The sequence below is a fragment of the Hyphomicrobium sp. ghe19 genome, assembly GCF_902712875.1.
In the GTDB taxonomy this organism is placed as follows: domain Bacteria; phylum Pseudomonadota; class Alphaproteobacteria; order Rhizobiales; family Hyphomicrobiaceae; genus Hyphomicrobium_B.
The window spans coordinates 1536560-1549748 of sequence record NZ_LR743509.1 but is presented as its reverse complement, the minus strand read 5'-3'; the positions used below and the strand labels follow the sequence as shown (position 1 = coordinate 1549748).

18 protein-coding genes are annotated in these 13189 nt (G+C 58.6%); 2 read left to right on the top strand and 16 right to left on the bottom strand.

The features are described from left to right. Positions 1-2: 2 nt before the first annotated feature. Genes AACL53_RS07395 through AACL53_RS07330 form a run of 14 tightly spaced genes read right to left on the bottom strand, consistent with a single transcriptional unit; the run spans position 3 to position 10841 of the window. On the bottom strand, positions 3-593 hold the full coding sequence (locus tag AACL53_RS07395; RefSeq protein WP_339083848.1) for a hypothetical protein: 591 nt from the start codon (positions 591-593) through the stop codon (positions 3-5). Then, complete coding sequence (locus tag AACL53_RS07390; RefSeq protein WP_339083847.1) at positions 577-783, bottom strand: hypothetical protein; 207 nt, start codon at positions 781-783, stop codon at positions 577-579. Before AACL53_RS07390 ends, AACL53_RS07395 begins: the two co-directional genes overlap by 17 nt. 59 nt (positions 784-842) lie before the next feature. Beyond that, positions 843-2090, bottom strand: a complete 1248-nt coding sequence (locus tag AACL53_RS07385) for a P22 phage major capsid protein family protein (protein ID WP_339083846.1) — start codon at positions 2088-2090, stop codon at positions 843-845. Positions 2091-2121: 31 nt separating this feature from the next. Beyond that, positions 2122-2970, bottom strand: coding sequence for a hypothetical protein (locus AACL53_RS07380; RefSeq protein WP_339083845.1), 849 nt, complete (start codon positions 2968-2970; stop codon positions 2122-2124). Positions 2971-3008: 38 nt separating this feature from the next. Next, on the bottom strand, positions 3009-5036 hold the full coding sequence (locus AACL53_RS07375; RefSeq protein WP_339083844.1) for a portal protein: 2028 nt from the start codon (positions 5034-5036) through the stop codon (positions 3009-3011). Beyond that, a complete protein-coding gene (locus AACL53_RS07370) occupies positions 5036-5314 on the bottom strand; it encodes a hypothetical protein (RefSeq protein WP_339083843.1) in 279 nt (92 codons plus the stop codon). The genes AACL53_RS07375 and AACL53_RS07370 overlap by 1 nt, the downstream gene beginning before the upstream one ends. Beyond that, positions 5311-5436, bottom strand: a complete 126-nt coding sequence (locus AACL53_RS07365) for a hypothetical protein (protein ID WP_339083842.1) — start codon at positions 5434-5436, stop codon at positions 5311-5313. Before AACL53_RS07365 ends, AACL53_RS07370 begins: the two co-directional genes overlap by 4 nt. A gap of 15 nt (positions 5437-5451) precedes the next feature. After that, positions 5452-6873, bottom strand: coding sequence for a hypothetical protein (locus AACL53_RS07360; protein ID WP_339083841.1), 1422 nt, complete (start codon positions 6871-6873; stop codon positions 5452-5454). Next, positions 6812-7228: a DUF5681 domain-containing protein gene (locus AACL53_RS07355; RefSeq protein WP_339083840.1), complete on the bottom strand. Its 417-nt coding sequence runs from the start codon at positions 7226-7228 to the stop codon at positions 6812-6814. The genes AACL53_RS07360 and AACL53_RS07355 overlap by 62 nt, the downstream gene beginning before the upstream one ends. 5 nt (positions 7229-7233) lie before the next feature. Then, positions 7234-9066: a hypothetical protein gene (locus AACL53_RS07350; protein ID WP_339083839.1), complete on the bottom strand. Its 1833-nt coding sequence runs from the start codon at positions 9064-9066 to the stop codon at positions 7234-7236. A gap of 3 nt (positions 9067-9069) precedes the next feature. Further along, a complete protein-coding gene (locus AACL53_RS07345) occupies positions 9070-9456 on the bottom strand; it encodes a hypothetical protein (protein ID WP_339083838.1) in 387 nt (128 codons plus the stop codon). Next, the gene (locus AACL53_RS07340; protein ID WP_339083837.1) at positions 9449-9610 is read right to left on the bottom strand and encodes a hypothetical protein; all 162 of its coding nucleotides are present in this window, start codon (positions 9608-9610) and stop codon (positions 9449-9451) included. The genes AACL53_RS07345 and AACL53_RS07340 overlap by 8 nt, the downstream gene beginning before the upstream one ends. Continuing rightward, positions 9610-9771 carry a hypothetical protein gene (locus tag AACL53_RS07335; protein WP_339083836.1) on the bottom strand — a complete coding sequence of 54 codons (162 nt, stop codon included), beginning with the start codon at positions 9769-9771 and terminating at the stop codon, positions 9610-9612. Before AACL53_RS07335 ends, AACL53_RS07340 begins: the two co-directional genes overlap by 1 nt. Continuing rightward, positions 9771-10841 carry a hypothetical protein gene (locus tag AACL53_RS07330; RefSeq protein WP_339083835.1) on the bottom strand — a complete coding sequence of 357 codons (1071 nt, stop codon included), beginning with the start codon at positions 10839-10841 and terminating at the stop codon, positions 9771-9773. The genes AACL53_RS07335 and AACL53_RS07330 overlap by 1 nt, the downstream gene beginning before the upstream one ends. A 388-nt stretch (positions 10842-11229) precedes the next feature. Here AACL53_RS07330 and AACL53_RS07325 point away from each other — a divergent pair, with 388 nt between their 5' ends. After that, positions 11230-11844 (top strand): hypothetical protein, encoded by a 615-nt coding sequence (locus AACL53_RS07325; RefSeq protein ID WP_339083834.1) that lies wholly within the window; start codon positions 11230-11232, stop codon positions 11842-11844. A 3-nt stretch (positions 11845-11847) separates the two neighbouring features. Here the strand turns inward: AACL53_RS07325 and AACL53_RS07320 are convergent, their stop codons facing one another. Beyond that, positions 11848-12147, bottom strand: coding sequence for a hypothetical protein (locus AACL53_RS07320; protein ID WP_339083833.1), 300 nt, complete (start codon positions 12145-12147; stop codon positions 11848-11850). Positions 12148-12445: 298 nt separating this feature from the next. Here AACL53_RS07320 and AACL53_RS07315 point away from each other — a divergent pair, with 298 nt between their 5' ends. After that, positions 12446-12607, top strand: a complete 162-nt coding sequence (locus AACL53_RS07315; RefSeq protein ID WP_339083832.1) for a hypothetical protein — start codon at positions 12446-12448, stop codon at positions 12605-12607. Between the two features lie 65 nt (positions 12608-12672). Here AACL53_RS07315 and AACL53_RS07310 read toward each other — a convergent pair whose 3' ends face one another. Next, positions 12673-12978: a hypothetical protein gene (locus AACL53_RS07310; protein ID WP_339083831.1), complete on the bottom strand. Its 306-nt coding sequence runs from the start codon at positions 12976-12978 to the stop codon at positions 12673-12675. Between the last annotated feature and the right edge of the window lie 211 nt (positions 12979-13189).

Genomic DNA, 13189 nt, shown 5'->3' with positions numbered 1-13189 from the left:
CCTCAGTTCACCGTGATCAGGTAATCGTTGCGCGTGCCGTCGACACGCCGCCAGACCCAGACGACGGTCCCGTCCGTAATGCTGTCTCCAGTGCCGCTTGGGCCGCCGGACGAAGCAGACATGCCGGCCGTCGTGCATTCGTAAATGTTGAAGCCGTTAGAGACCGTCTCTCTCAGCGAATACGATTTGTTCGCCCGCCATACGGGTACCGGCAACGAACTGCGCCCGAGCAGATAGCCGCTGGCAATGCTCGTCGTTACTCTCAGCGACCTATCGAACGTCGACTGAGGAACAGCGAAGAAAGCCCCCTGTAACGCCGCCCAGCCGTTAGCCGCATCTCGCATCAAGACCGGCCCCGGCGACTTGCCGAAGTCCTCTGCCAAGCGAACGGCAAGCAATGCGATGATGCCCTGCTCGAACCGCTTGTCCAATGGGAGTGTATCGCCGGAAAGCCCGTCCGCTTCCCAGGACGCAATCATCGCATTGAGCGCGTCAATCGAGTCCGCGAGATCGGGGGCAGCCGGGGTTTCACCCGCACCGATCACGTTGATGCGCTTCAGCGCCTTGGTGGCGATCTCAGTTGCCGTCGACATTGCCGTCCTCGGCTACGGTTTCAGCTGCTTTTTTCGCGCTCGGCTTCTTTTTCTCGACAGGCGCCGCCACTTCCTCGAGCTCATATGGCGCGTCTTTCCAGCCTTCACCTTCCGGAATTTCTTCCGGGGAATTGAACAGTCGCGCTTCCGTGCCGCGGTACATGAAAACGCGGGTGTCTTTGTCGCTCATTCGATGGGTCTCCGGTTGCGTGAAAAAGGGAGGCAGAAAACCCGCCTCCCTCTCGTTCATCAGGTGCCGGACAAGCGCGTGATCAATCGGGGATCGATCAGCTTGCGCCCATAGAGGCAGTCCAGTCGCCATTTGGAGATGTCGTTCGTCCCGTCGTAGACCGGGATGACGCGAACGCTCATGCCCTTGTAGGACTCACGCGCGGCACCATAGGCGCCCGGAGGCATATCCATCGGCACCATTGCCAGAGCCATCGCGGTCTTGTGATATGCCAGGTTCTGCCGACAGGGCGTCGATGGCGTTCCGAGGAACGTCAGGGCCGCGTTGTCGGCCGGCGCCGCGTTCACGGTCTGGTATGGTCCCGACGTAATGATGGGCGGGGAAACAGACATCGTCAGATTGCCAGAGCCATCGGACGAACCGTCGGCGTTGACGACGAACTGCTGCAGGATGTTGGTTGCAGCCTTCGTCTTCGGGTTGACCATGTAGACGTTGGCGATCGTGAACACGTCGCCCTGCTTGACGCGAGCAGCCGCAGCCGCCGTCCAGCCATCGGTGATGAGCGACGACGCCCACGTGTTCTTGGCCGTGTCGTAGGTCACGTTCTGCGACGCGCCATTGACCAGCGGAGTGCCGCCCAGCGGGCCGACCGTGTGCGTCGGCGTCAGCTGGCTCATCATTGTCGGCATGCCGCAAAGATCGCCGACAACCCCGTCGCGCACAGCTGAATTGACGATGCCGGGATTGTAGAACGCGGTGTTCGCGCCGAGCACCCCGTAGTAGTCGTTCGGGCAGAGCACGTTGGTACGGCCGTCCGACGGGGCAGCCATCTCATCGAGACGTTCTGCGCCCTTCGTGAAACCAAGGAACGTCGTCAGACGCGTGCCCGGCGTGCCAACCCAGTTATATGCGCCGCGATAGGCCTGAGTCAGAACGTCATTAGTGATGTAGTTGATCAGGTTCGACATGGCCGGCTTGATGACACGTTCGGCGACGTCGGTGCTGCTGTTGAGCAGGAGGGTAAGCTCAGTCGACGTAAACTGGAAGTCGACGCCGACTTGCTGGTCGACGGTCAACGGCACCGTGCCTTCGATGACGTCCTGCACCGAGAGTGTAGCGCCGGATCGAACGGTGAAATCCGCAGGGCGCCGGATGTTGATCGTGGCGCCCTTCATATAGCCGTTGACCCTTTGATCGAACTCGCTTTCGTGAGCCCGATAGAAGGTCTTGAAGACTTCGAGATTGTTCTCGAGCATCGCAAGCGATTGCTTGGCAATAACGCTCGCGACGACAGCTGTGTTCGCCATTGTAGGTCTGTCCTATGAGGAGAGGCTCCGCTTAGCGGATGAGGCCGGCCTTCCTGAGCGCGGCCTGCACGTCCGCAACACCGGACTTCGCGGCATCGAAGCCCAACGGGCTTACGCCACCGGCGAGGATCGGTGCGGGTTTGGGAGCGGTTGAAACGGTTTTGGCAGCGGGAGCACTGAGGCGTGCTTCGATGCGGCCAAGTTCGCGTTCTGCTAAGCGCGGAGACGTCTTAGAAAGCCTGTCGAGTTCATGAGCTACGTCTGGATGAGAGCCGAGATAGTAGGCAACTTCGCCGCCCTTGTCGGAGTCATAGATAAAGTCGGCAACCTGCTGTGAAATCGGAACGCTCATCACCTTTTGTTCGAAGTCAGGAATCTTGGCCGTCATCTCTTCTTTGATGACAGACCATAACTGCTGATCAGCAACAGCCTTGGCGTTCTGAACCTGCTGATACTGGACCTTATGGTCTTCGATTTGGTGTGAGCGCTGCCGTGCAGCTACTTTTTCTGCAAGCAGATCGTCGGGGTCAGTGATCTGAGAAGGATCGACTTTTTGCTGTGAAAGCCGCTGTACTTCGGAAATGAGAAACGCTTCCCGACGCCTGCTTTCGTCTCTATCACGCTTCATCTGACGGTAGCGTTCAGCGCTGCGCTCTTTGAGTGCAGTGAGCTTATCGGCCGCCGCCTTTTCCTGGGCTTCATCAAGCCCGGTTTGCTCTGTCTTCTCGATGCCAGCGGGCTTTTCAGCCTGCGGAGATACTGATTCGTCTGCGCTTGGTGCAACCGTTTCCGCCGGTGCCGCGGGAATATTCGTGATCGAAGGGTTCGTGACTGATTCCGACATTCCCGCTGTCGGCGCGGAGGTAGCGACGTCTGCCATGGTTTTCCCATTAAAAAACCCGCCTAATTGGCGGGGTGTTAGGTTCCAGCGTTGGCCTCTGCGCGAGGCTGCGGCGGTGGTTCTTTCAACTTCTTGAGCTTCAACGCGTTATCGATGTGGACGCCACGCAACTTCTCTTCTTCCGCTTGTGTGCGGAACTGTTCGGCCTCGGCCCTGGATTTCTCCTGCTCCAGCTTGAACTGACCGGCCTGTTGTTCCATCTGCATGGCCTGTTCGTGGGCCTGCTGCTGTTGCTCCATCGCCTGCTGTTGAGCCTGCTCTTCCGGACTCGGCTGCGGCGGTGGCGGCGGCTGTTGTCCCGGCTGAGGGCCGCCCTGTTGGTTCTGCTGTTCGAGCGCGAGAATGGGCGGTGGCAATAGCGTATGGAGACGCTCGGCGAGTTCGTCCGCTTGATCGATATCGAGGTTCTTGGCGATGATATCGCCTGCGACCTGCCAGATGGCCGGGTTCGATTGCGTCAACGCCATCAGGGTCTGTGCTGTTTGCGCCTTCCTGGATGCGAAGTTCTGACCGAGGATGACGCGCACCGAATTGAACGACATTTTCGCGACGTCGTTGTGGACCATCTCTTCGCCCCCGTAACTCATCAGGGGCTGATTGATCTTGACGGACTTCTCCTTTGCGGCGCCCGACTTGATCTTGATCGTGCGAGCAGTGTCATAAACTTTAGGAATCATGTCGAGCAGAACCCGGCCGAGATGCTCCAGCCCGTGTTCGAGGTTGTCGACGTAGTGGAACGTCGCTTGATCGCCCTGCTGCACGCGCTGGCCGATCGCGACGCCGGAGGTCTCGTTCGATTTGGCGCCGAGAGCGGCATCATAAATGCCTGTCGTTGCCTTCATGTCGTCAGCCATCATCTGGCCGAACTGAACGAATCCGGTTGGGAAAGCCGGAGGTTCCAAGCGTATCGGCCGACCGCCATCTGGTGCACCCTGCACAACGTCGTAGGGCAGATATGGCGTCGGCACGCGGTTGGTGTTGTCCCAGACCGATTTGTAATTCTTGATCGCGCTAGCAACGACCGCATATGGGGCATTGGGTTGTTGCCCGAGCAATTCCGCTGCCTTCGACATAAAGTAGTTGTGGAGTTTCTGCGGCTCTCGCTGGAACCGGATCAGACCGTGCCGATAAACGCCCCGTTCGAGCGGTATTTCCGCGCCGATAACGGGAATGAGCGGAATCCATTTCGAGGGGAAGGCAACCGGCTCTTCGAGGATCTCGTTGCCCGAGACCAAGTTCATCTCGACCGTATAGCCGTCGACCTCGCGCACGTTGACGACGATGCCCATTTCCTGGAGCATCTTCAGCTGGCTGCGGCCCTCATCGGTGATTTCTACAGCTCGGCCGTCTTTCAACTGCGCCAGGGTCTTCTTTGCGGGCTTGCGGCGCCAGTATTCTGCAACGCGCACGCTGTTGTTCTGCGACCACCCCATGGCCCGCGTCTGGGAGCCGCCGGCTGATGGAACTTCGAATCCTTCGGTCGACTTGCCGGGCCATTTCTTCTTGAACGCCTCGAGCGGCCACATCTCAGAGACGAGGCACCAGTTCATGTCGCTGCGATCAGGTTCCCGGGAAGAGGGATCGGGATAAACCGACATCGGATTGAAAATCCGCTTGATCAGGATTTCCTGGTCGAAGCTGTCGTCCGAGAGATAGTCGGTCGCGACCCGCCACCAGCCAATACCGCAGGCAACCATGTGTTCCACCGCGTTCGCGTACACATGCGCCGCAGATGAGTTGTACTGAATGCGCCGGATCAGGCCGTCCGCCAGCTCCGCCATGTCGGAGTTGTCATCGCTGTCTGGCTCAACCTTGATCGTCGGCATGTTCTGCCGGATCGGGTTGGCGACCTGGCGAATGAACTGCCCGGAACGATTGATGGTGATGGTCGGGCGGCCGGCGCGCTCTTCGCGTTCCGCGTCCGACCATTGGTAACCTGCCACGAACGACAGGTCCGCGTTGGCTTCCTCGCGATTGCTTCGATCGTGCTGAAACGACAGATCGAGGGCGTCGCGGGCCTCTTTGACGATATCTGTATCGGACATCAGTCTGCCTTCGGCCCCTTGCGGATCTTCAGAAATTTCGTGAACGGATCGACGATGTCCATGAACGACCCGTTCTTGGTGTGCTGAATGACATCGCCGGGCTTGAGCTTTGGCGTGACGCCTTCACGGTCGAGCTTCATCACCACTTCGCCGATCGTGTCGTTGTTCGCGTCATAGGTTGGGATGACGGCCACCTCGACACCGTTGCGGATTTGGATTTCCGCGTTCGGATGCGAGAGCTTGATGATCTCGAAGCGCTCGGGCGTGATGGTCTTCATGCGCGCTCCATCCATGTGATAAGCGCCTTCACCCTATCGCGAAGGCGAAGCGTGGCGCCGAGATTGACTCGCTTGCCATCAATGCCCTTGAGCGATTTGGCGATGAAACGATCGAGCTTCATACAAATTTTCCTTGCTCAAACCCACGGCGATGCATTGGGGCCTGGCTTGCCGAACGTCCAATCGACTGCCCTTTGATCCGGGAACGGCAGTCCGTTCGGGTAAAGATCAAACACGCGCGCCAAGCTATCGAGCATGTCGTCGTGCAGCCCGACCGGGAAGGCCTTGTATTCTTCCTCAATGAACGAGGTGATCAGATCGCGCGCCACGCCCTGATAATCGGTGCGATAGAGCTTCTTCGGTAGCCAGATGCGGCCCTGGTCGAAGTAGGGCATCAGCCGGCGAATGCGGTCATTCTTCGGCATCGGGCCGCCAAGCTCAGTGATGTTGAAGCGGTAATTGGTCCGCTCCATCTCCGAGTGCATGAACTCGACGTCGGCCATCATGCCGTATTTTTCGTAGCCGACATCGTTCGGCTTGTACTTCTTGTGCAGATCGAACAGTGCCGCGGCGCGCTGCTTCAGATTGAGCCGATCGCGAATGAGATCGAGGCAATAGACGTTCTGATCGCCGTTGAAGCCAAGAACCCAGATCGAAGTGTAATCGCTCGACTTTTTCTTCTCGCTCGCGGCGTCCGCCAAGATGCAGACGTTCTGACCCTCGCGCTGCGTGTTCTCGTATTGCCTCAGCCATTCGACCTTGAAGGCCTGTGTCTCGTCGGCTTTCGGGTTCTGCAGCATCTGGCAGCCGAATGTGTAGGGCCCCATGTCGCGGTACTTCTCGTCGAGCTTGGCGCGCGTCAGCAGCACCGGCTCGCCATCGATCGTCCCATCCTTCGTCGCAGCGTGAATCCGGGGCTCGACACCGCGATCCATGATCGTCTTGTAGGTGTCATTGAAATGGTAGCGCGTGCCGATGTAGCGCGTGCGTGCCGTTTCGGATCCGAGGTTGCGTGACAGTTCCCAGGCCTCCGTCACTTTGGCGATCATGTCGGGCGTCGTCACGCTCTCGCGGGTCACGACGTCGTCGTAGACCATCAGCTTGTAGTGTTTGGACGTCGGCTGACCGTCGACCAGGCCCCAGGCCTCAATCGTCGCTTCTTTCGGGTTCGACTTGCGCTTGACCGTCAGGCCTTCGTCTTCCGACCACTTCGGGCTTTCGGCGCCCGGGTTGGCATAGAGGATGTCGGGGAAGAGGCTTTGGAGCAGCTTGTTCGTTTCGAACTCGCGCTTGATCTGGCGCAAGAAGGCTTTGGCGATAGGACGCGTGTGCGAGAAGATGCCGACCGTGATCTCCGGATCGAGCAAGATCTCGCGAATGGTGTTTGCCATCGTGATGATGGTCGATTTGTAGTGACCTCGAGCCCAGAGATCCAAACGATTGTCGGGGTCGGCTTGGATTTCACGGCAGCGGAGAAAGATCCAATCGCGGTCGGCGTCAGTGCGTTTGAGCCCGTAGACCAGAAGGAAGAACAGATCCGTCTGGCAGAGACCCCGCATGATCGGGGCCGCTTCCTTCTTCGGCAAACGCGCTAAGAAATTCAGCAACCGCGTGTAGTCCGTCCGCGAGGTCGGCAACTGAGCTGTCGGCTTTGACATCGACTTGTTTCGGAAGAACCTTTGCTATGACGTTGAGGTAGACATCGGGCTTGTCTGCACGGCAGGCGGTAATCGCTGCGACGCCACCTGCTTTGAAGTCTTCATAGAGCGCCTTGAGAAAGGCCTCCTCGAGCTTGTTACGAGAACCTTTCGGCCGGCCGTTAGGGTTCGGACTCTTGCCCGCTTCCCACTTGAATTTCTCCAATTCGCGGGGGAGCTGTTTTTTAGGTGTAGAAACACCTTTCGTAATCGCCATTGTTCCTAAGCCGTTATCTGCTTTGATGCTGATGATGGGGTGGTGATGTCGGTGTTGTCCGAAACGTCCGTCGTGATCTGATTTCCCGGGGCTGATCCTGATGTGATCTGCACTCCGGTGCTTCTCGATGTCGTGATGTACTTGCCGCCAGCGTTCGGGGTCGTGATGTAGCGAAACCGAGCCCAGATGATTGCGACTAGGCCCGTTGCTGTGATACGGACCGTCTGCGCCATGCCCTTGACGAAGCTGACCGCGGCCGTCGATCCGAGGACGATGACCTTCAGAGCTTGGCGTCGAACCGAAACAGTTCCAACTGCCGTCAACGCGATCATGACCACCCGGCCGGCACGAACCGTGAGGCTGACTGCGCCGGATGCTGTTCTCGTGATCGTCTTTCCGGCGCGCTTTAGGACACTGACTGTTCCTGTCGAAGCAATCGAGCGAAGCGTTGCAATGGCCTTCCGAACAGAGACCGTCCCGGTGCTCGACGGCGATACGATCTTGCCTATGCCTCTCGGGCCTTGCGTGACAGAGCCCGTAGACGATGGACTGATGATCTTTCCAGCGCGGCGGATAAATGAAGCGGTTCCACTTGCAGCAATCGAAATGGTTTGAAGCAGCGCGCGGCCCGCTGCAACCGTGACACTGCCCGTAGAACTTATGCCACCAATGAGACGGGCAACGGTCTTTCTGAAAGACGGCGTTCCGGTCGAAGTGATCGAGGCTGTTTTTTGAGCGGCTTTCGTGATGCTGGCCGTACCCGTTGCGCTTCGGCTGACGGTCTTTCCGGCGCTCTTGATGATGACCAGTGTTGCAGTCGAAGTGATGTTGACGCCTTGCGAATACTGAATGTTCGTAAGCGGCGTGTAGGTGATGATGATGAGGCCCTGACGTCCGGAACCTCCCGAGGCATTGCCTGAAATGCCATTGTTATTAGCCCCGCCTCCGCCGCCAGCGCCATAAAGGCCGCCATTGCCGCCTGTTATGTTACCAGCGTTTCCATAGTTCCCGCCGCCACCGCCACCAGATCCGTGCGTGGCATCCCATTCGGTGCCTGCGTTGCCAGCGCCGCCACTACTCGCACCGCCCGTGCCGCCAGAGGTACCGTCGCCCCGGCCACCGGCCGTGGATGTTGCAGCAGTCGAACTGTTGGTGCCATTCACGCCAGCCGCGTTGGGACCAGCAGCGCCACCGCCGCCCGTGGCGGTGGCGACGTTTGCGGTCACATCTCCGCCGTTGCCGCCACTGAACTTCGTTGCGCCGACGCCAGAGGCCGATGCGCCGCCCGATCCGCCGCTGAGCGAAGCGCCTGACGATGCTGTGCCGCCGTTGCCGCCACCTTTCGCAAGGAGCGTGCCGGACGAGACGAACCACGTATCCCCGGCAGCGGCACCGACGGTGTAGGACGTCGTTCCTCCCGGGGTCAGACCCGAGATTGTACTAGCGCTATAGCCACCGCCGCCGCCACCAGTCGCGCGAGCGACACTCGTTCTTAAGCCGCCACCGTTGCCGCCGCCGCCAAGACACTCAACCGTGTTGACGCTGTTGTTCCAATCGCTCGGAACCGGCCAGGTGTTAGCGCCCGTTGTCGCGAGAAAGACAACAGTCGCGAGGGCGAATGGTTCGTGGCGCTTGCCGTTGGTCGAGACGACGCTTTGCCGGACCGTCAGCGCCCCGGACTTATCGAGGCTATAGGATGTCTCAATCGTCTGCGTGAGGCCGAGAACGGCTACGGCAGAAATGTAGAGAAGCGGACGCCCTTTGCGCTTAAGCTTCTGGGTTAGATCCGGAATCGAGCGCGGCAGGTATTCCCATTGGCCCTTGGGCTCGAAGGCCATGCGTCACGAGAACTGCAGCTTGACTGTGAAGGCGATGGAATCTCCAGACGCAAGGTTGATCACCGAGAAATCACCGTAGAGCCCCATGTTGCCGCCTGTTGGAGGCGAGCCGGATCCAGCTGCATCGTGCACGCCGACTTCGGTAATGGCGCGTGAACCTGCTGCGGTGATCGTGCCGACGATCTGGGCCGTGTCATTGGTGACTGAGGTCGTCACGCTCGACATCGTGCCCGCAACGCGCGCTTCCGTCGTGGTCGAGGTCGAGTTGACCGTGGTGCTTGCGGCCGTCTGACCGGAGCCGACGCCCCATTGCAGGTATTTCAAGGCGTTGGCGGTGACGAGCGCAGCTGCTGCTGCTGCCTTACCCGCGTTCGTGAATACGCTAGCCATTGAGCAACTCCTTCAAGCGCCAGAGCCAGCGGCGAAGCGGGTTTTTATGGAAGTAGGAGATCGTTCCGAGATCCTCGCGCGAACCGTCAGCACGAATGACGACGGCCTGGATCTGAGCTTCCTTGACGTTGCTCGAGGCGGTGATGCTGCCCATCAAACCCCCTGCAACAGCCAGCCGGCGAGCCCAATTTCCCACCACGCGTGATTGAAGGGAATGTTCGCTCCGAAGAAGACAGCAAGGCCCACGATGATGAGGACCTTGCCAAGAAGCTGTGTGATGGGCCGAATGGGGGCCAGAGAGGCGTTGAGGTCCATCAGGCGAATGCTCCGTCTTGGAAGCCGAGCTTCTTCAAGGCCTCGACCCGGTTAGACGCCAGCTTTCGCGACTGTTCCTGTTGGCGCTTCAGAGCTTCCGCTCCGTGCGGATCGATGATCGTCGTGTGGTTGTTGATCACCTGATGGTCGGACCAGGAAGGCAAGGGACGGAACGACATGGCCGCCGTCACCCAATGGAAGAAGAAGCCGACCCGGCGCCAGTTGATCCAGGGTTTCTTGACCATCTTCCGAGCCTCTTCGTTGGCCAGAAGAATGCCGCCAAGGATCAGAATGGCCTGCACGAGGCCGGGAAACGTCATGCTGTCGATCTGGCGGGCTTCCGCCTTGTTGCCGGTGTAGTTGGCAAGGAACAAGATTGCAGGGCTGTCCTCAGAGACGACGGCTTTTGCGGTCTTGCGCTCTTCGCGAACCTGCTTCAGCTGGGCTGCAGCTACCTTGCGTTCCTCGATTAGTGTCAGAGAGTTCGTCGCGTTCGACTTGTTGGCGACAGCAGAGGCGTAATCCGAGCACCAAGCGCGGGTTTTCGGACCCTTGGGGGCGCGGCATTCGTCCGTTGCAGTCCACCACTTATGCGCCTTGAAGTTCTCGATCTTGGCGTCATAGGCGTCAGCGGTTTCGACCGGGGCGAGCTTCAGCCGGGCGTCAAGGTCTTCCAGCTTACGAGTGAGCTCGCGTTCGGTCTTGGCGCTATCGTCGTAGGTGTTGAACGCGGTCTGCTGAACAGCGGAGTTTTCATCCTGGTTCAGGGCCGACGTCGAGAAGTTCGTGTAGAGCGTGCCGCCCGAGCAGATGCAGCCAAGCAAGGCCCAGGTGAACATCGAGCCAGCGCGGCGCTCATGGAAGGCCATCGCAGCGTTATGCCAGGAGAGGATTTCACCGATGACGACACAGACGAGGCCGAGCGCGATTGCGGGCACCAGATACCAGTGCGCGGCGCGCGCGACGCCAAGGTCCACGGCATAGCAGACAGCGGCGAAGATCGCGCCACCCACCATGATCTTCGCAAGGCGAAGCGACAGGGTGTCGGGCTGTTTCACGGTTTCGGACATGGGGGTGTTCTCCTTCACGGGGGAGGAAGGTGATTCATTTTCAATCGGTTACGATATGGAAACCCCTCAGCCCGCGCGTCTCAGGAGAGGATATTGGGCGGGAGCACAGCTTCGTCGTCCCATCCCGCTGGGGAGGAAATCGAAGGCTGAGGGGATTTCGGAAATGAAAAAGGCCCCACGCATTGGGGGCCTAGAAAACGTGGCTGTCCTCTGTTCGCAGGAACGCCACCATACATGAAGCACTGACTGATTTGTTAACGCGATACAAGAGGGTAGTTTGCGGAAGTTCGCAGCAAATTGAGAAAGAGAGTCCTTCTGGCCACGCCGGTAGAATTGGGGTTATGCTGCGCACGGTTCAAAGCGCCGGAGAGCGTTGATCGGGGGCAGCGTGTCAGACAGGAAATTCGCAAGCTTCGGCTATGACTGTCGTGCTGGCTTTCAGATACGCCGCTATTTCGGGAAAGAGAAATGCGCGCCGACGATCTTTGATCGGCAGGTGACGCCTCCGGATGCGATCTGCGCTTATCTCGACAATGACTTCGAGGGCATGTTTGAGGCCGGGGATGTCGAGAGGGTCGGCGGCTATCTGTTCAACATGCGCTACGGGGTCCGGTACTCCCACGAGGTGGAGGATGCGTTCAAGGTTGGATATGAGGCTGGCGCTGCTGAGCACGAGCGCCTGTGCCAACTCACCCGCGAAGCTCTCCTCGGAACAGTGCCGCTGCTCTTAGTCATCCATAAAACAAAAGCCTTCAGACGGCCTGAGGACCTCGGTCGCAAGGTCGGAAACTATTCAACTGCGCATGAGGTCCTCGTTATCGAGGATGCCAGCCCTGTTCCCCCTGGGCAGGCTGCATGGCGGGGCAATAACGACTTCTGGGATTTAGTTTTGGCACCCTACGGTGAAAAGCTGCACGTCTCTCCGTGGGCGACCCAGACGAAGCGCCTTAAGCGGCACTTCAAGCGCTTTATGGGCGGGAGCCGCAATAAGTGGGAGGGTTAGGGGTCAGTTGTCTTCAACCAATTCAACGTCGTTAGGCTCTGTCCAAAATTTCTCGCCACCCTTCGACAAATGGTGCCGAGTCCAGAAGACCTGATAATCTTTCGCAGGAATTTTCGGGTCGCGGACCTCAACAATGGTCATTATGGCTCCAGCACTCCACGCCCACTCTTTTCTCTCTAGCGTGCGAACCTTCTGGCCGACACGCCAGAAGTCCGGCAAAGGCCGATCATTAAAGGCCTCGCTCCTGAGAAGCCGCGCTTCGGCTTCGAGGGCGGCCGCTTTACTAAGCTTGTCCTCGTTCATTTCCGCCCCTTCTTTTCCGATGCCCGTTCGATGAGCCGCCGGATCATTTCCGCGCGCGAGGGCAAGTCATCCTCTTGTTTTCTCAGTTGATCCAACGCTGCGAGCGCCTGCGTCGAGATCCGAACAGCGATCTGGGTATCCTGTGTCATGGGGATATACATGCATTAAATTGCATCCCATGTCAATTATCTGCTTGACGCATCCCATGGGATGCAATACATACATAAACGAGGCCCGCAACGGTCACTACCCGCGGCGAGCCTCTTGAACCGAACCTTATCAGAGAAGGAACGATCCCATGGACTACCTAGCATTTTTCGTACTGCTCGCAATCCTCGCACTCTTCATCATCGGCGGTGGCCTGTTGATGCTGGCCGCACTCTTCGAAGACGTCGTCGTACGACCAATCACCGAGGACGAGTTCTCAAGATACCTCTCTCGTCCTCCAAACTCGATCTAGAATTCCTCACGGTGTCTCTGCAGGACATAGGTTAGTTGGAAGGGCGGCTTTAGGGTCGCCCTTTTTCAGTTTCCAAAGTTTTTCCCCAGCCACACACCAAATGCCAAAACGCCAAGCGTGGCAGGAATTAAAAAAGTGAATGGTATAAACACTTGTGGCTCCTTGGTTGACTGGCTCCCCTCCCGGAGTTGCACCGGGAGCCTGACAGATTGACGGTCTATCTGGCGCCTCTCAGGGTCGCCCTTTTTGTTTGCGTCATTGTCATTGGCAGCGATCTTGTTTGGGTTCTTAGGATCGTACTTGTCCTTCCAATCGCCCTTCTGGGCAGGAACGCCGCGCAGTCGAAGCAGAATTTCATCGTTGGAGTTCACTTCGCAAACCCCCAATGAAACGCTAGCCGCTCAAGCCCTAGCGATACCAGCATCAGCCCTTGTGACCGCGCTATCGTTTTCGTCCCAACAGCGCGCCACTTCCGGCCGATCGATGCTAGGTCTTCGGTCTCTTGCAATAGGCACTGTAACGCCAGCCATTCCCTCGGGAGAAGCTCCAGACGGGCTCTTTCCACCATCTGGGCATGATAGG